Origin of the sequence: Naasia sp. SYSU D00948 (genome assembly GCF_017916515.1) — a bacterium.
Lineage (GTDB): Bacteria > Actinomycetota > Actinomycetes > Actinomycetales > Microbacteriaceae > Naasia.
The window spans coordinates 2,151,507-2,178,184 of the sequence record NZ_JAFMTA010000001.1; the positions used below are offsets into that span (position 1 = coordinate 2,151,507).

The 26,678-nt window shown below is 72.5% G+C and carries 26 protein-coding genes and 1 riboswitch; of the genes, 19 read left to right on the top strand and 7 right to left on the bottom strand.

Going from position 1 to position 26,678, the window contains the following annotated elements; all coding sequences use genetic code 11:
* Positions 1-59 precede the first annotated feature (59 nt).
* The 5 genes from J3P30_RS10095 to J3P30_RS10115 all read left to right on the top strand — a co-directional run bounded on the left by J3P30_RS10095 (position 60) and on the right by J3P30_RS10115 (position 4,821).
* Positions 60-1,508 carry a DNA-3-methyladenine glycosylase 2 family protein gene (locus J3P30_RS10095; RefSeq protein WP_210480903.1) on the top strand — a complete coding sequence of 483 codons (1,449 nt, stop codon included), beginning with the start codon at positions 60-62 and terminating at the stop codon, positions 1,506-1,508.
* The gene (locus tag J3P30_RS10100) at positions 1,505-2,005 is read left to right on the top strand and encodes a methylated-DNA--[protein]-cysteine S-methyltransferase (RefSeq protein ID WP_210480904.1); all 501 of its coding nucleotides are present in this window, start codon (positions 1,505-1,507) and stop codon (positions 2,003-2,005) included. Before J3P30_RS10095 ends, J3P30_RS10100 begins: the two co-directional genes overlap by 4 nt.
* A gap of 85 nt (positions 2,006-2,090) precedes the next feature.
* On the top strand, positions 2,091-2,834 hold the full coding sequence (locus J3P30_RS10105; RefSeq protein WP_210480905.1) for a hypothetical protein: 744 nt from the start codon (positions 2,091-2,093) through the stop codon (positions 2,832-2,834).
* Positions 2,835-3,036: 202 nt separating this feature from the next.
* Positions 3,037-3,804, top strand: a complete 768-nt coding sequence (locus J3P30_RS10110) for a TipAS antibiotic-recognition domain-containing protein (RefSeq protein ID WP_210480906.1) — start codon at positions 3,037-3,039, stop codon at positions 3,802-3,804.
* 111 nt (positions 3,805-3,915) lie between these two features.
* Complete coding sequence (locus tag J3P30_RS10115; RefSeq protein WP_210480907.1) at positions 3,916-4,821, top strand: oxygenase MpaB family protein; 906 nt, start codon at positions 3,916-3,918, stop codon at positions 4,819-4,821.
* Here the strand turns inward: J3P30_RS10115 and J3P30_RS10120 are convergent.
* The gene (locus J3P30_RS10120; RefSeq protein ID WP_210480908.1) at positions 4,799-5,815 is read right to left on the bottom strand and encodes a magnesium and cobalt transport protein CorA; all 1,017 of its coding nucleotides are present in this window, start codon (positions 5,813-5,815) and stop codon (positions 4,799-4,801) included. The genes J3P30_RS10115 and J3P30_RS10120 overlap by 23 nt on opposite strands.
* 77 nt (positions 5,816-5,892) lie before the next feature.
* Here J3P30_RS10120 and J3P30_RS10125 point away from each other — a divergent pair, with 77 nt between their 5' ends.
* The 6 genes from J3P30_RS10125 to J3P30_RS10150 all read left to right on the top strand — a co-directional run bounded on the left by J3P30_RS10125 (position 5,893) and on the right by J3P30_RS10150 (position 10,699).
* The gene (locus J3P30_RS10125; protein ID WP_210480909.1) at positions 5,893-6,978 is read left to right on the top strand and encodes a type III polyketide synthase; all 1,086 of its coding nucleotides are present in this window, start codon (positions 5,893-5,895) and stop codon (positions 6,976-6,978) included.
* Positions 6,975-7,514 carry an isoprenylcysteine carboxyl methyltransferase family protein gene (locus J3P30_RS10130; protein WP_210480910.1) on the top strand — a complete coding sequence of 180 codons (540 nt, stop codon included), beginning with the start codon at positions 6,975-6,977 and terminating at the stop codon, positions 7,512-7,514. Before J3P30_RS10125 ends, J3P30_RS10130 begins: the two co-directional genes overlap by 4 nt.
* Entirely contained in the window at positions 7,511-8,536 is a 1,026-nt protein-coding gene (locus J3P30_RS10135; protein WP_210480911.1) for an NAD(P)/FAD-dependent oxidoreductase, read from the top strand. The genes J3P30_RS10130 and J3P30_RS10135 overlap by 4 nt, the downstream gene beginning before the upstream one ends.
* A 98-nt stretch (positions 8,537-8,634) precedes the next feature.
* A complete protein-coding gene (locus J3P30_RS10140; protein WP_210480912.1) occupies positions 8,635-8,847 on the top strand; it encodes a hypothetical protein in 213 nt (70 codons plus the stop codon).
* Positions 8,848-8,885: 38 nt separating this feature from the next.
* Positions 8,886-10,124 (top strand): DNA polymerase IV, encoded by a 1,239-nt coding sequence (locus J3P30_RS10145; RefSeq protein ID WP_374058552.1) that lies wholly within the window; start codon positions 8,886-8,888, stop codon positions 10,122-10,124.
* A gap of 215 nt (positions 10,125-10,339) precedes the next feature.
* Positions 10,340-10,699 (top strand): hypothetical protein, encoded by a 360-nt coding sequence (locus J3P30_RS10150; protein ID WP_210480913.1) that lies wholly within the window; start codon positions 10,340-10,342, stop codon positions 10,697-10,699.
* 58 nt (positions 10,700-10,757) lie between these two features.
* Here the strand turns inward: J3P30_RS10150 and treZ are convergent, their stop codons facing one another.
* Genes treZ through glgX form a run of 3 tightly spaced genes read right to left on the bottom strand, consistent with a single transcriptional unit; the run spans position 10,758 to position 17,061 of the window.
* The gene (gene treZ / locus J3P30_RS10155) at positions 10,758-12,512 is read right to left on the bottom strand and encodes a malto-oligosyltrehalose trehalohydrolase (RefSeq protein ID WP_210480914.1); all 1,755 of its coding nucleotides are present in this window, start codon (positions 12,510-12,512) and stop codon (positions 10,758-10,760) included.
* On the bottom strand, positions 12,509-14,845 hold the full coding sequence (gene treY, locus J3P30_RS10160) for a malto-oligosyltrehalose synthase (protein ID WP_210480915.1): 2,337 nt from the start codon (positions 14,843-14,845) through the stop codon (positions 12,509-12,511). Before treY ends, treZ begins: the two co-directional genes overlap by 4 nt.
* Before the next feature lie 11 nt (positions 14,846-14,856).
* Positions 14,857-17,061 (bottom strand): glycogen debranching protein GlgX, encoded by a 2,205-nt coding sequence (glgX, locus tag J3P30_RS10165; RefSeq protein WP_210480916.1) that lies wholly within the window; start codon positions 17,059-17,061, stop codon positions 14,857-14,859.
* A gap of 120 nt (positions 17,062-17,181) precedes the next feature.
* Between glgX and J3P30_RS10170 the strand changes: the two genes are divergently transcribed.
* A complete protein-coding gene (locus J3P30_RS10170) occupies positions 17,182-17,508 on the top strand; it encodes a hypothetical protein (RefSeq protein ID WP_210480917.1) in 327 nt (108 codons plus the stop codon).
* Between the two features lie 504 nt (positions 17,509-18,012).
* Here J3P30_RS10170 and J3P30_RS10175 read toward each other — a convergent pair.
* Positions 18,013-18,939, bottom strand: a complete 927-nt coding sequence (locus tag J3P30_RS10175; protein ID WP_210480918.1) for an LLM class F420-dependent oxidoreductase — start codon at positions 18,937-18,939, stop codon at positions 18,013-18,015.
* 132 nt (positions 18,940-19,071) lie between these two features.
* Between J3P30_RS10175 and J3P30_RS10180 the strand changes: the two genes are divergently transcribed.
* The 6 genes from J3P30_RS10180 (at position 19,072) to J3P30_RS10205 (ending at position 24,706) form a co-directional block, all read left to right on the top strand.
* Positions 19,072-20,472, top strand: coding sequence for a sensor histidine kinase (locus J3P30_RS10180; RefSeq protein ID WP_210480919.1), 1,401 nt, complete (start codon positions 19,072-19,074; stop codon positions 20,470-20,472).
* A 32-nt stretch (positions 20,473-20,504) separates the two neighbouring features.
* A complete protein-coding gene (locus tag J3P30_RS10185; protein ID WP_307807470.1) occupies positions 20,505-21,152 on the top strand; it encodes a response regulator transcription factor in 648 nt (215 codons plus the stop codon).
* Between the two features lie 31 nt (positions 21,153-21,183).
* Positions 21,184-21,294, top strand: a riboswitch (TPP riboswitch).
* A gap of 33 nt (positions 21,295-21,327) precedes the next feature.
* Positions 21,328-21,939, top strand: a complete 612-nt coding sequence (locus J3P30_RS10190) for an ECF transporter S component (RefSeq protein ID WP_210480920.1) — start codon at positions 21,328-21,330, stop codon at positions 21,937-21,939.
* Position 21,940: 1 nt separating this feature from the next.
* Positions 21,941-23,407, top strand: a complete 1,467-nt coding sequence (locus J3P30_RS10195) for an ABC transporter ATP-binding protein (RefSeq protein ID WP_307807471.1) — start codon at positions 21,941-21,943, stop codon at positions 23,405-23,407.
* Positions 23,404-24,183: an energy-coupling factor transporter transmembrane protein EcfT gene (locus J3P30_RS10200; RefSeq protein WP_210480921.1), complete on the top strand. Its 780-nt coding sequence runs from the start codon at positions 23,404-23,406 to the stop codon at positions 24,181-24,183. Before J3P30_RS10195 ends, J3P30_RS10200 begins: the two co-directional genes overlap by 4 nt.
* On the top strand, positions 24,170-24,706 hold the full coding sequence (locus tag J3P30_RS10205) for a hypothetical protein (protein WP_246852753.1): 537 nt from the start codon (positions 24,170-24,172) through the stop codon (positions 24,704-24,706). Before J3P30_RS10200 ends, J3P30_RS10205 begins: the two co-directional genes overlap by 14 nt.
* On the opposite strand, the gene J3P30_RS10210 is transcribed toward J3P30_RS10205, so the two are convergent.
* Positions 24,690-25,925, bottom strand: coding sequence for a hypothetical protein (locus J3P30_RS10210; protein ID WP_210480922.1), 1,236 nt, complete (start codon positions 25,923-25,925; stop codon positions 24,690-24,692). The genes J3P30_RS10205 and J3P30_RS10210 overlap by 17 nt on opposite strands.
* A gap of 64 nt (positions 25,926-25,989) precedes the next feature.
* Between J3P30_RS10210 and J3P30_RS10215 the strand changes: the two genes are divergently transcribed.
* Positions 25,990-26,271: a hypothetical protein gene (locus J3P30_RS10215; RefSeq protein ID WP_210480923.1), complete on the top strand. Its 282-nt coding sequence runs from the start codon at positions 25,990-25,992 to the stop codon at positions 26,269-26,271.
* A gap of 4 nt (positions 26,272-26,275) precedes the next feature.
* Here J3P30_RS10215 and J3P30_RS10220 read toward each other — a convergent pair whose 3' ends face one another.
* Entirely contained in the window at positions 26,276-26,629 is a 354-nt protein-coding gene (locus J3P30_RS10220) for a metallopeptidase family protein (RefSeq protein ID WP_210480924.1), read from the bottom strand.
* Positions 26,630-26,678: the final 49 nt, after the last annotated feature.

Genomic DNA, 26,678 nt, shown 5'->3' on the forward strand with positions numbered 1-26,678 from the left:
CCCACCGCGATGTCCGGTTCCCGCTACTGGTCCCACCCGCCTGCTGGAACACTCGAAGGGTGGACTTCGACGAGCAGTACCGGGTGATCTCGGCGCGCGACCGGCGCTTCGACGGCCGGTTCGTGACCGCCGTGCGGTCCACCGGCATCTACTGCCGGCCGTCCTGTCCCGCCCGCACCCCGCGACGGGAGAACGTGACGTTCTTCCCGACCTCGGCCGCCGCGCACGCCGCCGGGTACCGGGCATGCAAGCGGTGCCTCCCCGAGGCGGTCCCGGGCAGCCCCGACTGGAACGTCCGGAGCGGCCTCGCCGCGCGCGCGATGCGCCTCATCGCCGACGGTGTCGTCGAGCGGGCGGGCGTGCCGGGGCTCGCCGCCCAGCTCGGCTACACGTCGCGCCATGTGACCCGGGTGCTCACCGACGAGCTCGGCGCCGGTCCGCTGGCCCTCGCCCGCGCCGTCCGCGCCCAGAACGCGCGCACGCTCCTCGTGTCGACGTCGCTGCCGGTCACGGATGTGGCGTACGCGGCCGGCTTCGCGAGCGTCCGCCAGTTCAACGACACGATCCGCGAGGTGTTCGACCTCACGCCGAGCCGGCTCCGTGCCCGCTCAGCCTCTTCGGACGGCGCGCCGCCTGGACGGGTGGACCTCCGCCTCCCGTTCCGGGAGCCGTTCGACGCTCCCGGCGTCTTCGCGTTCCTCGCGGCGCGCGCCGTCACCGGGGTCGAGGCGGCGACCGCGACGACGTACGCCCGGGCGGTCGCTCTGCCCGGCGGCGCCGCGTCCTTCGAGGTCCGCTGGACCGAGCAGCGCGAGCTCCGGCTCACCGCCTCCGTCCAGGAGCTGCGGGACCTGCCGGTGCTCCTCGCGCGCGTGCGCCGCCTCTTCGACCTCGACGCGGATCCGGTCGGCATCGATGCCGTCCTGGAGCAGGGAGCGCTGCGCCCGTCGATCCGCGGGATGCGGCTCCCGGGCGCTGTCGACGGCGGCGAGATCCTGCTGCGTGCCATCGCCGGACAGCAGGTGACGGTCCGCTCCGCGATCGCGATGCTGTCGGAGCTGGCGGGCCGTGCCGGCACCCCGGTCGACACCGGGATCGAGGGCGTCGAGCGCCTCTTCCCGCGCTACGACCGTGTCGCCGAGGAGGTCGGCTCCGTGTATCGAGGTCCGGAGGCGCGGCGTCGCGCTCTCCGGACCGCGGCGCAGCGGCTCGCGGACGGGTCCCTGGCCCTGCATCCGGGGCTCGACGAGGCCGAGCTCACGGCTGCCGTGACGGCCCTGCCCGGGGTGGGACCCTGGACCGCCGGCTACACGGCCATGCGGGTGCTCGGCAGTCCCGATGTCGTCCTCGCAGGCGACGCCGCGCTGCGCACGGGCGCGCGCGTCCGCGGCCTCCAGGAGCCCCTGGTCTCCGCGCTGCGCCCGTACGCCCCCTGGCGCTCCTACGCCTGCATGCACCTCTGGAGGGCGACCGAGGACGTGCGGACACGGAAGGAGACAGCCGCATGACGGCCCTGATCCAGTTCCTCCCCACGCCCGACGGCCCGTTCGGCGTCCTCGTCGACGAGGACGGGCGGGTCCTCGCCTCCGGCTGGACCGACAGTCCCGCGGCGCTGCTCGCCCGGCTCCGGCCCGATCGCCGGCCGGCCGGTGCCCGCAGCGGGACGGCGCCCGCCGTCGCGGACGCGGTCGAGGCGTACTACTCCGGCGAGCACGCGGCGATCGACGCGGTCCCGGTGAGGCAGGACGGCGGCCCGTTCCGCACGGAGGCCTGGGTCGCCCTGCGCAGGATCGCTCCCGGACGCCCCCTGACCTACACGCAGTTCGCGACGGCGGCGGGTCGTCCCTCCGCCGTCCGCGCGGCGGCGTCGGCGTGCGCCACGAACGCGGTCGCGCTGTTCGTGCCGTGCCATCGGGTTCTGCGCACGGACGGGAGCCTCGGCGGCTTCGCCTGGGGCACCGCGGTGAAGGCCTCCCTCCTGGCCCGGGAGGCCGTGGCGGCCTAGGCGCTCAGGGGCTGTCCAGCCCGCACACGTAGATTTCGAGGCATCCTCGGAAGCGAGGGACCTCCCCTGACGGAAGGACAAGCTCGTGGGATTCCTGGACCGCCTCTTCGGACGCGACGACAGCTCGCAGCAGTACGGCCGCCAGCCGCAGTACGGGGGGCAGCCGCAGTACGGGCAGGAGCCGCCCTACGCGCGCCAGGGCACTGGCCGGCAGGAGCGGTCCGAGGACGAGATCGCCCTCGAGCGCTACCGCTACCTCCTCCGCACGGCTCCGCCGGAGACGATCGAGCAGGTGCACGCCGAGGCGTTCGCGAAGCTGACGCCCGAGCAGCGGCGCATGGTGTACGAGGAGCTCAAGAACGGACCGGACCAGCCGGCCGGTGAAGACGCCGCCTCACTCGCGCGCTCGGCGACGCGGAGCGAGATCCGCCAGCCGGGCTTCCTCGAGCAGCGGCTCGGCGGGAGCGGCGGCTACGGCCGAGGCGGCTTCGGCGGAGGCGGCTTCGGCGGAGGCGGCTTCGGCAGCATGCTCGGCGCCTCCCTCCTCGGGACGGTCGCGGGCTATGTCGTGGGCTCCGCGCTCGTGAGCGCGTTCATGCCGCCCATGGACTACGGCGATGCCGCCGGTGCGGACGCGGCGGGCGCGGACGGCGGCGACGCCGGTGGCGACGCGGGCGCCGACGGCGGAGGCGACGCGGGCGGGGACGCCGGCGGAGGCGGCGACGGCTGGGGGAGCGGCGACGGCGGGTTCTTCGGTGGCGGCGACTTCGGCGGTGGCGGCGACTTCGGCGGCGGCGACTTCGGCGGCGGGTTCGACGGCGGCTTCTGACCCCGCCGCACCCCCTCGCTCCGCGCCTGTCGCTCAGCAGGAAGGATGACGGTCCAGCAGGCGGTTCCGGCGGGAATCCGCCTGCTCAAGACCGTCTATTCCTGCTGAGCGACAGGGGCTCATCCGTCTGGCTGCGCCGCTTGCGGTTGACGTAGCGTCAACGCGTACCGTCGTGCCGACCGATGCGACGGGAGGAGGCGGCATGGAGTGGCCGATCAGCGAGCTGGCGCGTGCCGCCGGCACGACGACCCGGGCGCTCCGCCACTACGGCGAGCTGGGACTGCTCGAGCCGTCCCGGGTGGCTGCGAGCGGCTACCGCTTCTACGACGAGGACGGCCTGCTCCGGCTGCAGCGCATCCTGCTGCTACGGGAGCTCGGGCTGCCCCTCGGCACGATCGGCGACGTGCTCGCCGGGGAGCAGGACCCCGAGGCGGCGCTCGCGGTGCACCTCGACCTGCTCCGCCGCGAGCGCGAGCGGATCGACCGGCAGATCGCATCGGTGCAGCGGACGCTGGAGCGACGGAGAGGAGGTGAGCACATGACAGCGGAAGAGAGCCTCGACGGCTTCGACCACACCTCGTACAGGGAGGAGGTCGAGCAGCGCTGGGGCAAGGCCGCCTACGCGGACAGCGATCGCTGGTGGCGGTCGAAGAGCGCGGACGAGAAGCGCGCCTTCCAGGAGGCGCAGCAGAGCATCGCGCGGGACTTCGGGGCCGCGGCACAGGCAGGCCTTCCGCCGGAGGACGACGAGGTGCAGGCGATCGCGCAGCGCCACTACGAGTGGCTGAGCGGCATCCCGGGCACCCCTCAGGGCCCGGATGGTCGGCCGACCCGGGAGTACTTCACAGGTCTCGCCGACATGTACGTCGACGACCCGCGCTTCGCGGCGAACTACGACGCGCACGGCCAGGGCACGGCGCGGCTGATCCGTGACGCGGTGCACGTGTACGCGGAGCGGAACCTCGGTTGAGGTGCGCGGGGCTGCAGACCCGCCCCCGAACGTTGGAGGGCAACTCGTCTCCCAGGTCCCGCGCCGCGCGTTGTCGGCGAGCGGCCAGGATCGCGTTGACAGACTGAGCAGGTGTCGAGGGTTCTGGAGCCGCTGCGGGCGAAGATCCAGACCACCCTGTCCGGTCATCCGGCCGGCGACCCGCCCTGGGTGACCGCTCTCGAGTTCGGAACGGACCCCGGCTACTTCGGCCCGGGCTCCGCGGCGTGGGCCGTGCACGGCGACGTGCCGACCCTCGTGGCGGGCATCCGCGCCCTCCTCACGCAGGCGCTGCACCCCGGCGCGATGGCGGGAGTGCACGACCACTCGCGGTATCGCGAGGACCCCTTCGGCCGCCTCGCCGGGACGATCCGCTGGATCTTCACGGTGACCTACGGATCCCGTGAGGACGCAGCCCGCGCGTCGGCGTGGGTCCTGCGCCTTCACGAGAAGGTGCGCGGCGTCTACCCCGGCGGGAACGGGACCGCTGTCCCGTACTCGGCGAACGATCCCGAGCTCCTCCGCTGGGTCCACCTCGCGTTCACCGACGCGTTCCTCGGCGCCCACCGCGTATGGGGGAAGCCGATCCCGGGGGGCGAGGACGCGTACGTCCGCGACTGGGCGATCGCGGGCGAGCTCATGGGTGTCGACGGCCCGCCCGTCACGGCGGCGGAGCTGCACGACCAGCTGCGCTCCTACCTGGGAGTGCTGCGGCACGACGACCGCGTCGAGGACGTGGTCCGCTTCCTCCGCCGTCCCCCGCTCGCGCCGGCGCTCCGGTCCAGCTACCCGCTGCTGTTCAACGCGGCGGTGGCGTCGCTGCCCGACGACCTGCGCGAGCTGCTGGGGCTGGCGAAGCCGAACCGGGCGGTCATCCCCGCGACCGGCGTCGTCCTGCGCGCGACGGGTCGGCTCCTCGGGCTCCCGCCGGGTGCCGAGAAGGCGGCGATCCGCCGCATCGAGCGCCTCGGCGGCGCTACAGCCAGCCCCGCCGCTTGAAGACCAGGTAGAGCCCGCCGCTCAGGCAGACCATGGCGAGCACGGCGAGCGGGTAGGCGATGGGCGAGTCGAGCTCGGGCATGTGCTCGAAGTTCATGCCGTAGATCCCGGAGATCAGGCTCGGCGCGAAGATGATCGCGGCCCACGAGGAGATCTTCTTGACCTGCTCGCCCTGGGCGAGGCTCGTCTCGCTGAGGCGGCGCATCTCGTTGTTCTGCGCCTCGGTGACGAGGGTCGCGCTCGTGAGCAGGGCGTTCTCGAGCAGCGACCGGAACGCCTCGACGCGCTCCGCGGTGCGGATGCAGTGGTCGAGCACGTCGCGGAAGCGGCGGCGCAGCTCGAGGTGCACGTCGTATTTCTCGAAGCCCCGCTGCAGCGCCTCCAGCATGTCCACGAGAGGGGCCGTCGCCCGCTGGAAGCTCATGACCTCCCGGGCGAGGCCGTAGATGCGCTTCGAGACGTCGCCCGATCCGGAGAACAGCTCGTCCTCCACCTCGTCGATGTCGTTGCGCAGGCCCGCGAGGACCGGCTCGTACTCGTCCACGACCTGGTCGAGGACGGCGTAGAGCACCGCCTCCGGTCCGAGGGCGAGAAGCTCCGGGACGCTCTCCATGCGCCGCCGGACACGCCCGAGGTCGGGCGCCTCGGCGTGCCGCACCGTGATGGCGAAGTCGGGCCCGATGAACAGGTGCACCTCGCCGAACTCGACCCGCTCGGTCTCGTCGAGGTAGCGGGCGGGCCGGAGGACGATGAAGAGGATGTCGCCGTAGCGCTCGAGCTTGGCGCGCTGATGTCCTTTGAGAGCGTCCTCCACCGCGAGCGCGTGCAGCCCGAACTCGTCGGCGACCGCCTGGAGCTCGCTCCTGTTCGGACGGTACAGGCCGATCCAGGCCATGCCGGACAGGTCGCGCATCGTCTCGAAGGTCTGCTCGAGGCTCGGCGGATCGGAGGTGCGCGCTCCGTTGACGTACACGGCGTTGTCGACGATCGGCATCCGCACCTCCGCCGTCACCCTAGCCGCCCTCGCCGTTCCCGGCATCGGCCCCGGAATGCAGTGATACCGTGCGCTTCGTGAGCCGTATCGCCGCCGTCGCCGCAGCGCTTCCGGAGCACTCCTACGCCCAGTCCGACATCACCGAGATGCTGGCCCCGATGCTCACGGACGACCCCGCGAAGCAGATCCTGATCCGGCGGCTGCACCAGGGCACCCGGGTCGCGACGCGGCACCTCGTCATGCCGATCGACGACTATCGCGAGCCGCAGACCTTCACGCAGACGAACGGGCGCTTCATCGAGGCGGCGACCGACCTCGCCGAGCGGGCCACACGGGCGGCCCTGGACGCGGCCGGAGTGGAGCCGCGGGAGGTCGACCTCGTGATGTTCACGTCGGTGACCGGGATCTCGGCGCCCTCCGTCGACGCCCTGCTCGTGCCCCGGCTCGGCCTCCGGCCGGACGTGAAGCGGGTCCCCATGTTCGGCCTCGGCTGCGTCGGCGGTGCCGCCGGCATCGCGCGCATGCACGACTACCTCCGGGGTCACCCGGACGGAGTTGCCGTCCTCGTGTCGGTCGAGCTCTGCTCGCTCACCGTGCAGCGCGACGACGATTCGATGGCGAACATCGTCGCGAGCGGCCTGTTCGGCGACGGTGCCGCGACGGTGGTCGGGATCGGGGCCCGACGCGCCGCGCGCACCGGGACCTCGGGGCTTGAGGTCGTCGACACCCGCAGCGCGCTGTACCCGGACAGCGAGCACGTGCTCGGCTTCAACCCGGGATCGACGGGCTTCCGGATCGTGCTGAGTCCCGGAGTCACCGACGTGGTCAACGAGCACTTCGGTCGTGACGCGCGCGAGTTCCTCGGGGTCCACGGCCTGACGCCCGCCGACATCGCGACGTGGGTGGCCCACCCCGGCGGCCCGCGCGTCCTCGAGGCGTTCGCGCACGCCCTGGACCTGCCGGAGGGAGCGCTCGACCGAAGCTGGAGGTCGATGGCGTCGGTCGGCAACCTGTCCTCGTCCGCCGTCCTGCACGTGCTCGCCGACACTCTCGATCAGGTCTCGCACCGGCAGGGCGACGCCGCGCTGCTCTGGGCTCTCGGGCCTGGCGTGAGCGCCGAGCTCGTGCTGCTGCGGTGGCAGGAGGAGGCCGAGGCGGCATGAGCGAGTACTGGGTCGGCGTGCTCTGGTTCGGGATCCTGCTGCTCGCCACGGGCGGGGAGCGCCTGTTCGAGCTGGTCGTGTCCACCCGCAACGCCAAGTGGGCGTTCGAGCGCGGCGGGATCGAGTACGGGCGGGAGCACTTCCCGTGGATGGTCGCCCTGCACACGGGCCTCCTCGTCGCGAGCTTCACCGAGGTCGTGCTCGCCCACCGGCCGTTCCTGCCCTGGCTCGGCTGGCCGGCGCTCGCGATCGCGCTGCTCTGCCAGGTCCTGCGCTACGTGATCATCGCGACCCTGGGCCGGCAGTGGAACACCCGGGTCATCGTCGTTCCCGGCCTGCCGCTCGTCGAAAGCGGCATCTACCGCTTCCTGCGGCATCCGAACTACGTGGTCGTCGTGGTCGAGGGGATCGCGCTCCCGCTCGTGCACAGCGCGTGGATCACGGCCCTCGGCTTCACCGTCCTCAACGCCGTGCTCCTGCTGCGGTTCCGCATCCCGGTCGAGGAGCGCGCTCTGCGCACCGCCTCGGTGCCGTGACCCCCGACACGGACGTCCTCGTCGCGGGCGGCGGGCCCGTCGGGCTCTACACGGCCATCCGCGCACGTCTCGCCGGCCTCCGCGTCGTCGTGGTCGAACCCCGCTCAGACGCGGTGGACAAGGCCTGCGGGGAGGGACTCATGCCGGGCGCACTCGCCGCGCTCGCGGCCGTGGGCGTCGACCCCGCTGGGATGCCCATCCGCGGCTTCCGCTACGCGGACGGCAGGCGGAGCGTCGAGCACCGCCTGCGCGGGCGACCCGGGCGAGGAGTGCGCCGCACCGCGCTGTCGGCGGCTCTGCAGCAGCGCGCCGCCGAGCTCGGGGTCGAGACCGTGCGGGCCCGCGTGGATGCGCTGACGGTCGAGGCGCGTGGCGTGGCGGCGGCCGGCGTCTCGGCGTCCTGGCTCGTCGGGTGCGACGGGCTGCACTCCACTGTCCGGCGGCTCGCCGGTCTCGAGCGACCGCCGGGGCCGGGGGAGCGGTTCGGGCTCCGCCGCCACTTCGCGGTGGAGCCGTGGACGGACCTCGTCGAGGTGCACTGGGGGAGGAGCGTCGAGGCCTACGTCACCCCGGTGGGGCCGGACCTGGTGGGCGTGGCGGTGCTGGGGCCCCGCGGCTCGGGCTTCGACGAGGCCCTGTCGCAGGTGCCGGAGCTCGCGGCCCGGCTCGCCGGCGCGGAGCCGGCCACGCCGGTCCGCGGAGCCGGACCGCTCCGGCAGCGGACGCGAGCGCGCACCGCCGGGCGCGTGCTCCTGGCCGGCGACGCGTCCGGCTACGTCGACGCGCTCACCGGCGAGGGGATGCGCGTGGGGTTCGCGCAGGCGGTGGCGGCGGTGGAGACGATCCTCGACGGGAACCCGAGCCGCTACGAGAGGGAATGGGCGTCCCGCACCCGCGACTTCCGCCTCATCACGGGGGCGCTCGTCGCGGCCGCGACGTCCCCGGTGCGGCGTGCGATCGTGCCCGCGGCGGCGGCGCTGCCGTCGCTCTACGGCGGGGTCGTCGAGCGTCTGGCGCGCTGACCACCGCGATGTCGGAGGCTCCCGTCATCCTGTCGGCGTGGCATCCGGGACGACCGGAGGACCCGGGTGACGATGGATCCGAAGGAAGGGAGACGACGATGGCCGACCCGCACATCGCGCAGGAGTGCAGCATTCCGCTCGACCAGGTGGCGGCGCAGGACGTCGCCGACGCGACCCTCGACTTCGGGGACGGCGCAGTCGTCGTGACCTGCGTCTGCGGCGCCTGGGTCATCGAGGACGCGTCCGGCGGCGCGCTCGCCTGGTCGGAGACCGTCACCCTCGCCGCGCTGGAGCTCGCCGGAGCCGCCTGATCCGGTAGCGCGTCGGAGGTACCGGCGACAATGGTCGCGTGAGCGTCAAGGGCGGCCAGGGCGAACGACAGGTGTCGGGCGACGAGGTCGACAGCTCGTCCGCGACCATCCTGCACATCGACATGGACGCGTTCTTCGCGAGCGTCGAGCTGCTGGACCGTCCTGAGCTGAAGGGGAAGCCGGTCATCGTCGGCGGCACGGCCGGCCGCGGGGTCGTCACCAGCGCGACGTACGAGGCGCGCGCGTACGGCGTCCGGTCCGCCATGCCGATGTCGCAGGCGCAGCGGCTGTGCCCGTCCGCGATCGTGATCCCGTCGTCGTACGGCAAGTACACCCACTACTCGCGCATCGTCATGGACATGTTCCGCGACGTCACGCCCCTGGTCGAGCCGCTGAGCATCGACGAGGCGTTCCTCGACGTCGCGGGCGCCCGGCGCCTGCTCGGTCCGCCGGGCGGGATCGCGCGGCAGCTGCGGGCACGGGTCCGCGAGGAGACCGGCCTCACCTGCTCCATCGGCGGTGCGTCGACGAAGTTCGTCGCGAAGCTCGCCTCCACGCGGTCCAAGCCGGACGGCCTCCTCATCGTGCCGGCCGACCGCACCCTCGCCTTCCTGCACCCCCTGCCGGTCGCCGCGCTGTGGGGGGTCGGCAAGGCGACGGCGGCATCGCTCGAGCGTCACGGCCTGCGCACTGTCGGGGACCTCGCCCAGACGCCGCGCGAGGTGCTGCAGAAGTGGGTGGGCCCGGCCGCGGGGGGCCACCTCCACGACCTCGCCTGGGGACGGGACCCTCGCCGTGTGAACACCCACCGTGTCGAGAAGAGCGTCGGCCACGAGAACACGTTCGCGGTCGACGTCGACGACCTCGTCGTGCTGCGGCGGGAGCTGCTCGACCAGTCGGAACGGGTCGCCGCACGACTGCGGAAGGCCGGTCACTCCGCGAGGACCGTCGCGCTCAAGCTCCGCTTCGCCGACTTCACGACGATCAGCCGCTCGCGCACCCTTCCGGAGCCCACTTCGGTGGCCAAGCGCATCTACGAGCAGGCGGTCGAGCTCCTCGAGGAGCAGAGCCTCGCCGGGCGCAAGATCCGCCTCATCGGCGTGCGCGCGGAGCAGCTCGTGGACGGCGACGGCGACAGCCTCTCGCTGTGGAGCGAGGACGACGCCTGGCGCGATGCGGAGCACGTGATGGACGCGGCCACGGAGCGCTTCGGGCGCGGGGCGATCCGCCCGGCGACGCTGCTGCGGAAGGAGCGGCCGGAGCGCCCCGAGGGCTGAGGTCCGCGTCCGGGCCGGCCGACGGCGGTCCGGTCCGGCACACCGAGCGCTCGCATGGCCGCGCCGGCGCGCCGGCGCGGGGCGGGCGGGGCCAAAGCCTCTGGGCATCTCCGGAGGCGAGGAGTAGTCATCAGGCCATCAGCACGAGGCGGGGGCCCGGCTACCAGGGAGTTGCCGCCGGTCGTGCACGACGCCAGCGGTTCGGGGAGGCAGGCATGGAAGTCGCAACGGGGTTCGCCAGGGATGAGAAGCAGATCGTCCCGGGCAACGTGAACGTGCCGACGCAGGTGGCGAATCCGAAACGCACGACCCTGCGCAGCTTCGTCCAGGCCGCAGTCGGGATGCTCGTGGTGCTGGTCCCGCTCGTGAACGGGGTCCTGACCGCAGTGCAGGGTGTCCTCAAGGATCAGACCGACGTGACCCTGCCGGCCTGGGTCTACCTCTGGATCAACACGGGGATCGTCGTGACGAGCTTCATCATCGCCCTCGTCGCGCGGATCATGGCGGTTCCGGGCGTCGCGGACTTCATCGCGCGCCACCTGCCCTGGCTCGCCCCGATCAAGCCCGCACCGTAAGAACGGGGATGGGCCCGCCGGTCGGGCAGATGCTGCCCGGACCGGCGGGCCCCACGGCTCAGGTCGTCTCGGCCAGGATGACGGCCGAGCGCCCGGGGAGGCGGATCGCTCCGTCGGGCGAGGTCGACACGGCGGGATCGGTCGCCAGGAGCGGCTCGCCCTCGAGGCCGAGCTCGACGTCGTCCTCCGCGAGGTTGACCGCCACGGTGACGCTGCCGCGCGCGAGCACGAGCCAGCGCTCGTCCTCGTCGTAGTCGACGATCGTCTCGCGGAAGCGCGGGTCGGTGAGCTCCGGGACCTGCTTCCGCAGCGCGAGAAGGCGTCGGTAGAGGTCCAGGATCCGGGTGTGGCGATCGTCCTGCCCGTCCTCCGGGTACGGCTCCGACCACTTCAGCTTCGAGCGGGTGAACGTCTCCGGGTCCTGCGGGTCGGGCACGATCGACGGGTCCCAGCCCATCTTCGCGAACTCCTCGATGCGGCCCTTCGCGGTCGCCTCGCCCAGCTCCTTCTCCGGGTGCGAGGTGAAGAACTGCCACGGGGTCGAGGCGGCCCACTCCTCGCCCATGAACAGCATGGGGGTGAAGGGGTTCGTGAGCGTGAGGACCGCGGCGAGGGCGAGGCCGCGCTCGTCGAGCATCTCGGTCAGGCGGTCGCCGGTCGCCCGGTTGCCGATCTGGTCGTGGTCCTGCGCGAACACCACGAGCCGCCAGGCCGGCGTCCGCTCGAGGTCGATCGGCCGACCGTGCACCCGTCCCCGGAAGCTGGAGAGCGTGCGGGCGTGGTAGAACCCCTCCTCGAGCACGGTGGCGAGCGCGCCGACCGAGTTGAAGTCCTCGTAGTAGCCGGTCGTCTCGCCCGTGAGGTTGACGTGCAGGGCGTGGTGGAAGTCGTCGCTCCACTGCCCGGTGATGCCGTAGCCGTGCGCCTCACGGGACCTGATGACCTTCGGGTCGTTCATGTCCGACTCGGCGATGAGGGTCAGGGGACGCCCGACGTGCGCCGACAGCGCGTCGACCTCCTCCGCGAGCTCCTCGAGGATGTGCACCGCGCGGTGGTCCACGAGCGCGTGGACCGCGTCCAGCCGCAGACCGTCCACGTGGTAGTCGTCCAGCCACATAAGCGCGTTGGAGAGGATGTAGTCGCGGACCTCGTCCGAGTCCTCGCCGTCCAGGTTCACGGACAGGCCCCAGGTGTTGGCCGAGGCCTCGTGCAGGTACGGGCCGAACTCGGGCAGGTAGTTCCCGCTCGGGCCGAGGTGGTTGTAGACCACGTCCTGGATCACGCCGAGACCGCGCTGGTGGCAGGCGTCGACGAACCGCTGGTAGGCGGCGGGCCCGCCGTAGTCCTCCTGAACCGTGTACCAGAGGACGCCGTCGTAGCCCCAGTTGTGCCTTCCGTTGAAGCCGTTGACCGGCAGCACCTCGACGAAGTCCACCCCGAGGTCCACGAGGTGATCGAGGCGCCCGATCGCCGAGTCCAGCGTCCCTTCGGGCGTGAACGTGCCGATGTGCAGCTCGTAGATGACGCCGCCCGCGAGCTGGCGTCCGGTCCACGACGAGTCGCCCCAGGTGTGGGCGGACGGGTCGAAGGTCCGGCTCAGCTCGTGCACGCCCTTCGGCTGCCGCCGGGAGCGGGGATCGGGACGCGGGATCTCGCCGTCGCCCAGCAGGTAGCCGTAGTCGTGCTCGGCACCGTCCGCCTCGATGTGCACGGTGTACCAGCCGTCGCCGGCCTGGGTCATGGGGTGGCGCTCCCCGTCGAGGAGCAGGGTCACCTTCTCGGCACGCGGGGCCCAGACGTCGTAGGGGCTCATGCGGTGCCTCCTTCCTGCGCGAGCAGCGCGACCGGGTAATCGGAGAGGATCTCGGCGACCGGGAGGCGTCCGCCCTGAAAGCGGCGACCCGTGATCACGTCGAGCACCGGGGCGGTGCCGACGTCGAGGGTGGTGTCGTTCCAGCCGCGCTTGTTCTCGAGGCCGATCGGGAGCCGCGTCGCCACCGTGATGGCTCCTCCGCGGTCGAAGGCGATGAGGTGGTCGGAGGCCACGTCGGCGCCGTGCAGCGGCGTGTACGACGTGAACAGCTCGGGCCGGTCGCGGCGGAGCCGGAGCGCCCGGGCGGTCACCAGGAGCTTCGCCGCACCCGTCTCGTCGATCGGCGGCTGCGCTCCCGCGTCGATCTCGGCGAGCAGCCGGCGCCGCTCCGCGAAGTCGACCGGCCGGCGGTTGTCGGGGTCGACGAGCGACGTCTCCCAGAGCTCGCTGCCCTGGTACACGTCCGGGACTCCCGGCACGGTCAGCTGCAGCAGCTTGGCGGACAGTGAGTTCGACCACCCGGGACGGGCGATGCGGTCCACCAGGCGCTGGACGATGGCGGCGGCGCGCGGCTCGTCGAACGCCGCGTCGATGAGGGCGTGCATCCGCTCCTCCAGCGCCTCGTTCGGATCCGTCCACGTCGTCGAGTTGCCGGCCTCGCGCGACGCCTTCTCCGCGTACGCGTGCAGCCGCTCGCGGCTCGCGGGCCACGCACCGATGATCGCCTGCCACAGCAGGTTCTCCAGGGGTCCATCCCCGATCGGGGCGATGTCGCGCAGCTCGAGCAGCGCATCCGACCACTCGCCGGGGATCTCCGCGAGGACGCTGATGCGGGCCCGCACGTCCTCCCCGCGCTTCGTGTCGTGGGTGGAGAGCGCGACCATCGAGGCCGGGAAGGACTCGAGCCGGCGCTGCTGCCGGGCATGGAACGCGTCGTGCCCGATGCCGAACTCGGCCGGGTCCGCGCCCACCTCCGTCAGGCTGGTGAGCCGCGTGTAGCGATAGAACGCGCAGTCCTCGACGCCCTTGGCCATGACCATGCCGGAGGTCTGCTGGAAGCGCCGGGCGGCCGGCTGGGCGGGGTCGGCGAGGATCGGCAGCAGCGCGTCGATCGTCTCCGCGAGGTCCGGACGGTGGCGCCGCGCGAGTGCGGCGGCCTCCTCGAGGTGCTCGCGCCCCTCGGGGAGGTAGGACCGGTACACCGGGAAGCAGGCGAGCAGCTCGGCGATCGCGTCCGAGACTGCGTCCGACGGCTCCTCGCCCCGCGCGATCGCGTCGGCCACCTCGCGGTCGAGGCGGAGCACCTCCGAGTGGAGGATGCCGTCGGCGACGTCGCGCTTGGTGTCGTGGATGAGCTGGTGCCAGTCGACCTGCTCGCCGCCGCGGAGCTCCGCGTCGAGTGCGGTGAGCGGGGCCTCCCCCTCCGGGTCGACGAGGATCCGGTCGATGTCCGCCAGAGCGTCGTATCCGGTGGTGCCCGCCGTCTTCCATGACCGGGGGAGCTGCTCGTCGCCCTCGAGGATCTTCTCGACGAGGACGTACGCGCCGCCCGTCGCCTCCGCGAGGTCGTCGAGGTAGGTGCCGGGGTCGAACAGGCCGTCCGGGTGGTCCACGCGCAGTCCGTCGGCGAGCCCCTCGCGGACCCAGCGCACGATCTCCTCGTGCGACTCGGCGAAGACCCGCGGCACCTCGACGCGGACCGCGGCGAGCGTGTTCACTGCGAAGAACCGTCGGTAGTTGAGGTCGTAGTCGGCGCGGCGCCAGTCCACGAGCTCGTAGTGCTGCCGCTCGTGCACGGCGACCGGGTCGTCACCCTGGGACCCGGTGCCGGGCGCGACCGGGAAGCGGTGGTCGTAGTAGCGGAGCTCGAGGCCGTCGTCCCCCTCGGCGAGCGTCAGCTGGGGGAGATCGTCCCCCGAGCCCAGCACGGGGAGCCGCACCTTGCCGCCGCCGAAGTCCCAGTCGATGTCGAACGCCTCCGCGTACCGGGAGTCCCGGCCGTGCGTGAGCACGTCCCACCACCAGCGGGTGTGGACCGGAGTGGCGACGCCCACGTGGTTCGGCACGATGTCGACGAGGACGCCGAGCCCGTTCCTCCGCGCTGCGGCGACCGCCGCGTCGAGTCCCTCCGCGCCGCCGCGCGCCGGATCGACACGCGCGTGGTTCACCACGTCGTAGCCGTGGTCGGAGCCGGGCTCCGCCTCGAGCAGGGGCGAGAGGTAGATCCAGTCCGCACCGAGCTCGTGCACGTAGTCCGCGATCTCCGCGGTCGCGTGCAGGTCGAACGAGGAGCGGACCTGGACCCGGTAGGTCGAGAGGGGCTGCTTCGCCATGTCCGCGCCCCTCAACGCGTCTTGGGCGCGACGGCCGCGGCGGGGTCGACCTGCGTGCCGGTCAGGGCGGCGATCGACGCGGCCACCGAGTGGTCCGGCTCGACCTCCGGCTCGGAATGCTGGCGGAGCACGACGAGCGACTTGGCCTCGAGAGTCATGTGGGACCCGGCGAAGCGCGCCGGCGTGTCCGCGAGCTCGCCCGCGGTGTCCACCACGACGTCCCAGCTCGGCTCGACGTCCTTGCTCGGGAGCGTGACGTCCACCGCCTCGTCCGACGCGTTGTAGTAGATCAGGAAGTCCACGTCGACGATCTCGAGGCCACGGGGGTCGCGCTGGCGGATGCCCGTCCCGTTCAGGAACACGCCGAAGGCGCGCAGCATGGCCTCGTCCCAGTCCTGCTGCGACATCTCGTTGCCGTCGGTGTTCAGCCACATGATGTCGGGAGCCGGGGCGCCCTCCTCGCGCTCCACCGGGCGGCCGTTGAAGAAGCGGCTGCGCCGGAAGATCGGATGCTCCTTCCGCAGCCGGGCGACGGCCGAGGTGAACTCGACCAGGGGCTGGTCCGCGCGGTCCCAGTGCACCCAGCTGATCTCGCTGTCCTGGGCGTACGTGTTGTTGTTGCCGTTCTGGGTCCGACCCAGCTCGTCGCCGTGCAGGATCATCGGCACGCCCTGGGAGAGCAGGAGGGTCGCGAGGAAGTTCCGCTGCTGCTTGGCTCGCAGCCGCAGCACGTGCGGATCGTCGGTCGGTCCCTCCACCCCGCAGTTCCAGGAGCGGTTGTGGGACTCCCCGTCGTTGTTGTTCTCGCCGTTCGCCTCGTTGTGCTTCTCGTTGTACGAGACGAGGTCCGCGATCGTGAACCCGTCGTGCGCTGTCACGAAGTTGATCGAGGCGACAGGACGCCGGCCGCTGTTCTCGTAGAGGTCCGCCGAGCCGGTGATGCGGGCGGCGAACTCACCGACCGTCGAGGGCTCGCCGCGCCAGAAGTCGCGCACGGTGTCGCGGAACTTGCCGTTCCACTCGGTCCACTGGGGCGGGAAGTTGCCGACCTGGTATCCGCCGGGACCGACGTCCCAGGGCTCGGCGATGAGCTTGACCTGCGACACCACCGGGTCCTGCTGCACGAGCTCGAAGAAGGTCGACAGGCGGTCGACGTCGTAGAACTCCCGCGCGAGGGCCGAGGCGAGGTCGAAGCGGAAACCGTCGACGCGCATCTCGGTCACCCAGTAGCGCAGGCTGTCCATGATCAGCTGCAGCGAGTGCGGATGACGGACGTTCAGCGAGTTCCCGGTGCCGGTGTAGTCCATGTAGAACTGCTGGTCGTCCTCGACGAGCCGGTAGTACGCCGCGTTGTCGATGCCCTTGAAGCTCAGCGTCGGGCCGAGGTGGTTGCCCTCCGCGGTGTGGTTGTACACCACGTCGAGGATGACCTCGATGCCGGCGGCATGCAGGGCACGGACCATCGACTTGAACTCCTGCACCTGCTGCCCGAGGTCACCCGTCGCCGAGTACTCGTTGTGGGGCGCGAAGAACCCGATGGTGTTGTAGCCCCAGTAGTTTCGGAGGCCCTTCTCGAGCAGGGTCGAGTCCTGCACGAACTGGTGCACGGGCATGAGCTCGATCGCCGTGATGCCGAGCTTCTGCAGGTGCTCGATGACGGCAGGGTGGGCGATGCCGGCGTAGGTGCCGCGCTGCTCCTCCGGGATGTCCGGGTGCAGCTGCGTGAGCCCCTTCACGTGGGCCTCGTAGATGATCGTCTCGGAGTACGGGGTCTTCGGGTGCCGGTCGCCGGCCCAGTCGAAGAACGGGTTGATGACGACGCTCAGCATCACGTGACCCGCGGAGTCGTCGTCGTTCCGGGAGTCCGGGTCCCCGAAGTTGTACGAGAACAGGGACTGGTCCCAGTCGAAGGAGCCCGCGGTCGCCTTCGCGTACGGGTCCAGCAGGACCTTGTTCGGGTTGAAGCGCTTGCCGTTCTTCGGGTCGTACTCGCCGTAGACGCGGTAGCCGTACTTCTGTCCGGGCTGGCAGTGCGGCAGATAGGTGTGCCAGACGTACGCGTCGACGTCGAGGAGCTCGACGCGCGTCTCGGTGCCCTCATCGTCGAAGAGACACAGCTCGATGCGCTCCGCGCCCTCGCTGAAGATGGCGAAGTTCGTGCCGCTGCCGTCGAACGTCGCGCCGAGGGGGTACGGGGTGCCGGGCCATGCTTCCATAAAGGTCCTCCTGGTCGAATTGCGCCCTCCAACCTACAGAGGGCGTTCAAAACCTCCGCGCCCTCTTGACGGAGCGGGTAGGGGGTGCCATAGGGGCGACTCCGCCGATAGTGTCGGCGCATGCCTCAGCTCGTGGTCCGCCTCGCGGAGATGCTCACCACCGTCGGCGCCAAGGCCGCCTACGGCGACCCGATCGAAGTCGACGGAAAGCGGATCGTCCCGGTCGCGTTCCTCTGGTACGGCTTCGGAGGGGGCAGCGACGAGGGCGAGGACGCCGCGGCCGGCGGTGGCGGTGGGGGAGCGACGATCCCCGTCGGCGCCTACGTGACGACCGGGAACACGGTCCGGTTCGAGCCGAACATCGTGGCCCTGCTCGCCGTCTCGGTCCCGCTCACGATCTTCGCGGGCCGCGCGCTCGCTCGGGTCATCAAGGCGCTGAAGAAGTAGCGCCGCAGCGCCCGGCGGACGCCGACACCGCCTCGCGCCCCTCCCGTCCCTGCGCGGATCAGGAGATCTTGCGCCAATCAGGATGAAACGCCGCGTACGCACGCGGTTCAGGACGACACGCCCTGAATGTGCGGAGCTTTCCTGATCCGCGCGCAGACCCCCGGATGGGCGGGGCCAGATGTCGGCTGCAGCGGCTCGGGATGGATGAGTGTTCGCGTGCGTGCCCTCTCCCGAGCTTCGTTCGACTTGTCGACAGCAACGGGGATGCCTTCTGTCGCTGGTCACACCTCGTCCGATGCCCTGGCGTCGGCCGGCAGCGCCGGGAGCACTCGGGGTTGCCGAGCGCGCCTCCTGACACCGAACGCGCCCCGTGCACAGGGTGCGCTCGGCGCTGCAGGGCGCGCTCGGTGGTGGAGAGCGCGCTCGGTGATGAAGGGCGCGGTCGTGGTGCAGGGCGCGGTCGGCGCGAGTCCTGGCGGCCGCGGCCCAATCCCGGACCCGGGATCAGCGGAAGGGCGCCACGACCTCGTCCGCGAGGAGCTGCACGTGGTCCTCGTCCTTCAGGTCGATCACCTGCAGGTGGATGCGCTCGGCGCCCAGGTCGCGGAGACGGCCGATGCGGTCCACCACCTCCGCCGCCGTGCCGCCGAGGTTCGCCGTGCGCAGGCTCTCCGGGTCCGCGCCGATGCTCTCCGCTCGGCGACGGAACTCGGCCTCCGTCCGGCCCACGACGGTCGTGTGCGCCGTCGAGTACTTCAGGTCGCCGGGATCGCGGCCGATCTCCTCCGCGGCGGAGCGGACGCGGTCGAACGCCTCGCGCACGCGCTCGTCGCGGGTGAACGCGATGTTGTACTCGGTCGCGTACCGGGCCGCGACCCGGGGAGTGCGGGTCGGGCCGGAGCCGCCGACGATCACGGGGACCCGGTCCTGCACGGGCTTCGGCAGCGCCGGCGAGTCCTCGAGGGTGTAGTGCCGGCCCGCGAAGCTGTAGCGCTCGCCGAGGGGCGTCGACCACAGGCCCGTGACGATCTCCAGCTGCTCCTCGAGCAGGCCGAATCGCCGCTCGGGGAAGGGGATGCCGTAGGCCGCGTGCTCTTCGCGGTACCAGCCCGCGCCGAGACCCAGCTCCATCCGGCCTCCCGACATCCGGTCGGCCTGCGCCACCTGGATCGCGAGCAGTCCCGGGTGCCGGAAGGTGACCGACGACACCAGGGTGCCGAGCCGAATGCGAGGCACCTCCCGAGCGAGCGCCGCGAGCGTGAGCCAGGCGTCCGTGGGACCAGGGAGCCCGTCGACGAAGGTGCCCGTGCGCAGGAAGTGGTCGCTGCGGAACCAGCCGTCGAAGCCGAGGCGCTCCGCCGCCTGGGCGCTCGCCAGGAGCGTCTCGTAGTCGTATCCCTGCTGAGGCTCCGTGAAAAGGCAGAACTCCACGCAACCACCCTACGGACCGGGGGGTTATCCCCCCTCCGATCCGGGTGCCCTCCGCATGCCCCCGTCGGCCCCGGATCACGAGGCTGGAGGAGCCCCGGCGCGGGGACAATGACTGCGAGAGAAAGCACTCCCATGAGCATCACCACATCCACTCCATCCGCTCCGGCGGCGGCAGTGCCCGCCGCGGAGCGCCGGCGCACGACCTACGGGCGCCTCTGGCGCGGCGTGCCGCGCGACCTCGGGTTCCTGCTGCCGACCCTGCCGATCGTCGTCATCGGTGTCGCGGTGGTGTCCGGCCTGTTCTCCGCCGGCTTCAGCACGATCGTCCTCATCGTCGGACTGCCGATCCTGCTCGCCTCCCTGTGGGTCTCCCGGGGCTTCGGGATCGTCGAGATCGCCCGACTCGAGGCGGCGGGCCGGCCCCGCATCCCGCGTCCGGCGTGGCGGAAGCCGTCCGGGTCCGGTCAGGTCGCCGCGGTCCTCTCGCCGCTCGCGGACCTGCACTACTGGCTCTACCTGCTGCACACCGCGGTCGTGAACCCGATCGTCGGGATCGTCTCGTGGACCGTCTCGTTCGTGTGGGTGACGACCGGCCTCGGCGGCGTGACGTACTGGTTCTGGTCGCGCTGGACCGAGGATCCGGAACGCGACTGGAACCTCCTCGACGTCATCGTGGGGTTCTTCAGCCCCGGCACGGTGACCGGCCTGACGCAGCGCCAGGGCGACGCCATCGTCTACTTCGTCGTGGGCGTGCTGCTGCTCGTCACGCTTCCGTTCATCACCCGCGGCCTCGTCTCGGTGCACCACGCGATCGCCCGCGGGATGCTCGGCGCATTCCCGAGCGAGGGACTGCGTGAGCAGGTCACCGGGCTCGCCTCGTCGCGGTCCGCCGCGGTCGCCGCGGAGGGCACGGCCCTGCGCCGGCTCGAGCGGGACATCCACGACGGCCCTCAGCAGCGCCTCGTCCGCATGCAGATGGACCTCGCCTCCGCCGAGCGGCAGCTGGCCGACGACCCGGAGGCCGCCCGTACCCTCCTCGCGGGCGCCATGCAGCAGTCGCGGGAGGCGCTCGAGGAGCTCCGTGCCATCTCCCGCGGCTTCGCCCCGCCCATCCTGCTCGACCGAGGCCTCGTGCCCGCGCTGGAGTCGCTCGCGGCCCGCAGCCCCATCCCGGCCCGCGTGGTGGACGAGCTGCGGGAGGGCACCGTGCTGCCGGTCGAGCTCGAGCGCAACGCGTACTTCCTGGCCGCCGAGTCGCTCACGAACGCGGCGAAGCACAGCGACGCGACCTCGGCCGAGGTGCGGGTCGCCCTGCGCCGGGTGCCGGAGGGCGACGCCGGCTGGCTCGAGCTGACGGTCACGGACGACGGCCGCGGCGGCGCGGTGCCGGTCGCCGAGCACGGAATCGCCGGGCTCGAGGAGAGGGTCCACGGCCTCGGCGGGACGCTCACCCTGTCGAGCCCCGCCGGCGGCCCGACCGTCGTCACCGCCACCCTGCCGCTGCCCGCGGACACCGCCCAGCCTGCACGCTGACCCGCCGCTCACCCGCCCCTAGGCTGGGGCGGGTGAGCGGTCTGCGCGTCCTGGTCGCGGACGACTCGGTGCTGCTGCGGGAGGGCCTCGTCCGGGTGCTCGGCGAGGCGGGGCACTCGGTCGTCGGGGCCTACGGGGACGCCGAGTCGCTCCTCGCGGCGGCCCCCGGCCTCGACCCTCAGCTCGTCGTGCTCGACGTCCGCATGCCGCCGACCTTCCGGGACGAGGGTGTCCGCGCCGCCGTACAGCTCCGGTCCCTCCTGCCGCGGACCGGGATCCTCCTGCTCTCCCAGTACGTCGAGGTCACCTACGCGCAGGAGCTGCTGGGCTCGGGGCGCGGGGGAGTGGGGTACCTGCTCAAGGACCGGGTGGCGTCGCTCGCCGAGCTGAAGGACGCGATCGGCAGGATCGCGGCCGGGGGGACCGTGCTCGATCCGGAGGTGGTCGCCCAGCTCCTCGGGCGCCGCAACGATCCGCTCGCCACCCTCACTCCGCGGGAGCGGGAGGTGCTGCAGCTCATGGCGGAGGGCCGCACGAACGCGGCGATCGCGGAGTCGCTCTTCATCGGCGTCGGCGCCGTGGAGAAGAACGTGACGTCGATCTTCGCGAAGCTCGGGCTCGAGGACAGCGGCGGCGACCACAGGCGGGTGCTGGCCGTCCTCGCCTGGCTCCAGCGCTGACGGGAGGCGCCGGGCGCCGGGGCGGTTAGACTCGGATCGACACGGGAGTCCGGTGAGCCGGGCTGAGAGGAAGCTTCTCCAAGCTTCGACCGTCGAACCTGATCTGGATCATGCCAGCGCAGGGAGGCATCTCCATCCCGTGCCCTTCTTTCCGCTTGACGAAAGGGCACGCACAGTGACCGCAGCAGTCTCCACCCGCCGACCGTCCCGCCTGCGCTGGCGGGTCGTCGACATCGTCGTGGCCGCCGTCCTCGGGGTCGCGGCCGGCCTCGTGTTCCTCGCCTGGAACCTCGGCTACCAGGTGCCCGGCTCGATCCTCGAAGCAGCGCTCCCCGGCCTGCAGGGACTCGTGAACGGCGTCTGGCTCTTCGCCGGGGTCCTCGGGGCCCTGATCATCCGCAAGCCCGGCGCCGCGATCTTCACCGAGCTCGTCGCCGCCGTCGTCTCGGCGCTGGTCGGCAACCAGTGGGGCAGCTTCCTGACGTTCGAAGCCGGCATCGTGCAGGGCCTCGGCGCGGAGCTCGTGTTCCTCGCCTTCCTCTACCGGCGCTGGACGCTTCCCGTCGCGGTGCTCGCCGGGGCGGGCGCCGGCCTGTTCGGTGCCGTCAACGACCTGTTCCTCTGGTATCCGGGGTCGGGTCCCGCCTTCGCGTCCATCTATCTGGTGTCGTCCGTCGTCTCGGGCGCCGTGATCGCGGGCGGCCTCTCGTGGGTCCTCGCGCGAGCCCTGGCCCGGACCGGGGCCCTCTCCCGCTTCGCGGCGGGACGCGAGTCTGCGCGGGTCTGACGTGGCGTCGGGCATCCGCGCCGCCCGCCTCGAGGCCCGGAGCTGGGGATGGCGCCACGCCTCCCGCCGGGACTGGGCCGTCCGCGGCCTGGACCTCGACGTCCCGGCCGGGCAGCGCGTGCTGCTGCTCGGAGCCTCCGGAGCCGGGAAGTCGACGCTCCTCCTCGGCGCGGCCGGACTGCTCGGCGGAGTGGACGAGGGAGAGGAGGCGGGAGCCGTCCTCCTCGACGGCGTCCCCTCCGCCTCGGCCCGGGGGCGCGCGGGACTCGTGCAGCAGGACCCGGAAGCGGGAGTGATCCTCGCGCGGGTCGGCGACGACGTGGCCTTCGGCTGCGAGAACCTCGGCGTGCCTCGGGGCGAGATCTGGGCCCGGGTTGCGGAGGCACTCGACGCGGTGGGGCTCGACGTGCCGCTCGACACCCCCACCTCCCGGCTCTCGGGCGGCCAGAAGCAGCGCCTCGCGATGGCCGGCGTCCTCGCCATGCGACCCGGACTCGTCCTGCTCGACGAGCCCACGGCGAACCTGGACCCCGAGGGAGTGGCCGAGGTCCGCGCGGCCGTGGCCCGCCTCGTCGAGGAGACGGGGGCCACGCTCGTCGTCGTGGAGCACCGCACCGACGTGTGGGCCGACCTGGTGGACCGGGTCGTCGTCCTCGGGCCCGACGGTGTCGTCGCCGACGGCGCTCCCGCCGGCGTGTTCGGGCAGGAGGGGGACCGGCTGGCCGCCGGGGGCGTCTGGGTGCCGGGACACCTGCCGCAGGTCGCGCCCGCCGAGGCCCGGGAGGGTGAGCCCCTGCTGCGCATCGAGCGGCTGACGGCCGGTCGCGGACGCCGCCCCGTCCTCACCCTCGACGAGGAGCTGGAGGTCGCCGGGGGGACCGCGACGGCCTTCACCGGCCCGAACGGCGCCGGCAAGTCGACGGTCGCGCTCACCCTCGCCGGCCTGCTCCCGCCGCTCGCGGGACGCGTGGACGCACTCCCTGCGCTCGCGGCCGGGGCCGCGCCCGAGCCGGCGCGGTGGCGATCCCGCGAGCTGCTCTCCCGCATCGGCACGGTCTTCCAGAATCCGGAGCACCAGTTCCTCACCGGCCGGGTGGCGGACGAGCTGGCGGTCGGCCCCCGGGCACTCGGGCTCCCCGAGGACGCCGTAGCGGCTCGGGTCGAGGAGCTCCTGGAGCGGCTGGGGCTGAGCCGACTCGCGGCCGCCAATCCGTTCACGCTGTCCGGCGGGGAGAAGCGCCGCCTCTCGGTCGCCACGGCGCTGGCGACCCGGCCGCGGATGCTGGTGCTCGACGAGCCCACCTTCGGCCAGGACGTGCGGACGTGGACCAGCCTCGTCCTGCTGTTCCGCGAGCTCCTGGACGAGGGCGCGGCTCTCGTCACGGTGACCCACGACGACCGGTTCCTCTCCGCGCTCGCCACCCGCACGGTGGCCCTCGGCGCCGTCGGGGCGGGGAGCCGGGCGTGACCGCGGCGATCGAGGGTGCCGGGCCGATCGCGGGGGCGAACCCGGTGACCAAGCTCGCGGCGTCCGCCGTCCTCGCCGTGGCGCTGGTGCTCTCCCTCGACCTGGTGTCCGCATCCGTGGCCCTCGCCCTCGAGCTGCTGGCGCTGCCCTTCGCCGGGGTGCCGTGGAAGGTGCTGTGGCGGCGCACCGCCGTCGTGTGGCTCGCCGCCCCGCTCACCGGGCTGACGATCCTGCTGTACGGCCGGACCAGCGGGACCGTCTACGTCGACTGGCTCCTCGTCCGGATCTCGGACGGCTCGGTCGAGCTGGCGATCGCCACCGTGCTCCGCGTGCTCGCCGTCGGCCTCCCCGCGGTGGTGCTCTTCCTCACGGTCGACCCGACGGACCTCGCCGACGGTCTCGCGCAGCTCGTCCGGCTCCCCGCCCGGTTCGTGCTCGGCGCGCTCGCCGGACTGCGGCTGCTGGCCGTCTTCTGGGAGGACTGGCGGACGCTCGAGCTGGCTCGCCGCGCCCGCGGAGTGGCGGACACGGGCCGGCTCCGCCGCTTCGCGGGGCAGGCGTTCGCGCTCCTCGTGCTCGCCATCCGGCGCGGCAGCGCCCTGGCGACCGCCATGGAGGCCCGGGGCTTCGGGGCGCCCGGGGAGCGCACCTGGGCCCGTCCCTCCCGCCTCGGGGGACGGGACGCTGCGCTGTTCGCCGGGTCCGTCCTCATCGCCGCCGCCGCGGTCACCGCCGCCGTGGCGACCGGGAGCTGGAACTTCATTGCCGGCCGCTGAGCCCACCCTCGACGAGCTCGTCCGCCGCATCCGCGGCTCGGGCTCGCGGCCGGTCGTGCTCCTCGACGGAGGCTCCGGGGCCGGGAAGACGACGCTCGCGACCGCACTGGCCGAGGTGCTGCCCGCCCAGCTCGTGTCGCTCGACGACGTCTACCCGGGATGGGACGGCCTGGAGCAGGCGAGCTCGGCGGTGACCGACGACCTTCTGGGCCGCCACCGCTGGCAGCGCTGGGACTGGTCGAGCGAGCGCCCCGCCGAGGTCCACACGCTCGACCCGGCCGCCCCGCTCGTCGTCGAGGGCGCAGGCGCCCTCAGCAGGCGGAGCCGTGCCCTCGCGACCTTCGCCATCTGGCTCGAGCTCGACGAGGAGGAGCGCCGGCACCGTGCCCTCGCACGCGACGGGGACACGTACGCGCCACACTGGGAGCGGTGGGCCCGGCAGGAGCGCGCCTTCTTCGAGCGCGAGCGGCCGGATCTCCTCGCGGACGTCGTGCTGGACGGGGCCCTCAGCCTCGTTGCGTGACCCACTCGACGAACTCCGGCACGACGACGCCCGGGCTGGCGAGGCGCCACAGTGGACCAGGATCCCCGATGGCACGATCGAGCACGACGGGCACCGACATCGGTCCGTCCATCGTCTCCACGCTCACCGAGCCGACCCGGCCGCCCTCGCGGGAGAGCGTCACCGGCTCCACCGAAGGGGTCACCTCCATGGAGCGGCCGCCCCAGTCGAGCGTGGAGACGGACTCCTCGGTGACGGCGTCGGCGGTGGCACCCCACGCGGTCGTGTAGCGGGCGACGGGAGTGCCGGCGGGCAGCACCTCCCGCTGACCCAGCGCGGAGGACGCCGAGGCCAGGAAGGCGTCCATGTCGCCCGCGAGCTGCTCGTAGGAGGGCTCGCCGAGGAACGCGCCGTACACGGTCACCTCCTCGCCGCCGACCGCGACCGGGACCGCGAACAGGAGGCAGACGCCGGCCTCGTCGGTGTAGCTGCGGGAGACGCCGATGATGCCGTCCTCGGGTCGGTAGCGGATGTCGTTGCCGAAGGTCGTCCCGCGCGTCGTCGTCGCGGTCTCGAGCGTCACCGCCTCCGCGAGGAAGGGGTCGGCGAGGGCGAGCGCCGCGATCCGGGCGAGGTCCGCGCCGGACCCGACGCTCCTCGCGGACAGGCCGGTCGTGTCCGCGACCTCGATCGAGTCCAGCCCGCGCTCCGCAAGCCATGCGTCGGCCGCCGTCAGGTAGCCGTCGAGGGACCCGAACGCCCAGCGGGCGACCATCTCGGCGTGGTTGTTGCTCGAGGCGAGCAGCATCGCGTGCAGCGCCTCCCGCTCGGTCCAGGTGTCCCCGGGCACGACCCGCACCGCCCGGACGCCCTCGGCGGTGTACCGCTGATACGCCGCGAAGTCCTCGCCGGTGACGGGCACCGACGGGCCGCTGCGCCCCGCCTCCAGGGGATGCCGATCGAGCACCAGAAGAGCGGTGATGACCTTGGCCGCGGCGGCCATCGGAACGATCGCGTCGGAGCCGAGCGGCTCCTGATCCGGTCCGAGGGTCACCGCGGCGGAGCCGGTGACCGGGAGCACCGGGTCCGGCGCCTCGCCGGTCGTCGCCGTCACCGGCAGAGGCTCGACCGAGGCCTGGGGCAGGGGAGCGAGCAGCGCGACGGGACCGTAGACGGCCGCGGCGACGAGCAGCAGGGCGCCGGCCGCCGCCAGCACACGGTTCCGCTCCCCCCGCGCCATGGGGGAGAGGCTAGCGGCGCGCAAGGCCCCCGGGCGCAGGAACCGCCGGGGGTAACGTGGAGGCATGAGTGACGCCCACCCCGCTGTCCCGCAGAGCAAGGAGTACGTCGCGGAGTTCATCGACGGTCCTTTCGAGGGCCGGGTCGAGCACCGCATCCTGATCGACGGCAAGTACGACGAGGAGATCAGCGAGATGGCCTCCGTCGTCGGCAGCGAGCGGCTCTTCTGGTACGTCGCCGAGGACAGCCGCGTGATCCAGGGCGTCCCGCACGTCCGCTACCGCTGGGACGAGCGGGACAGCGACGCGGTGCAGGACGACACGGACATCGACTCGCTGCGCTTCTAGGGCCTCAGGCCCAGCCCAGCTCGTGCAGCCGCTCGTCGTCGATGCCGTAGTAGTGCGCGATCTCGTGCACGAGCGTGACGTGGATCTCATCCCGGAGCTCGTCCTCGTCGTCGCAGATGGCGAGCAGCGGCTCACGGAAGAGGATGATCCGGTCGGGCATCTCGCCGAAGCCGTAGCGGTCCCGCTCCGTGACGGCGACCCCGTCGTAGGTGCCGAGCACGTCGAGCGACCCGTCCTCCGGCCGGTCCTCGACGACGAACACGACGTTCTCGAGTCCGTCGACCATCTCGTCCGGGAGCTCGTCGAGCTCCTCGACGACGAGCCGCTCGAACTCCTCCGGCGGGATGTCGAGGCTCATGCATCCTTCCGGGGTCTGGGGCGGGCGGCGACCCGATCCACCCTACGAG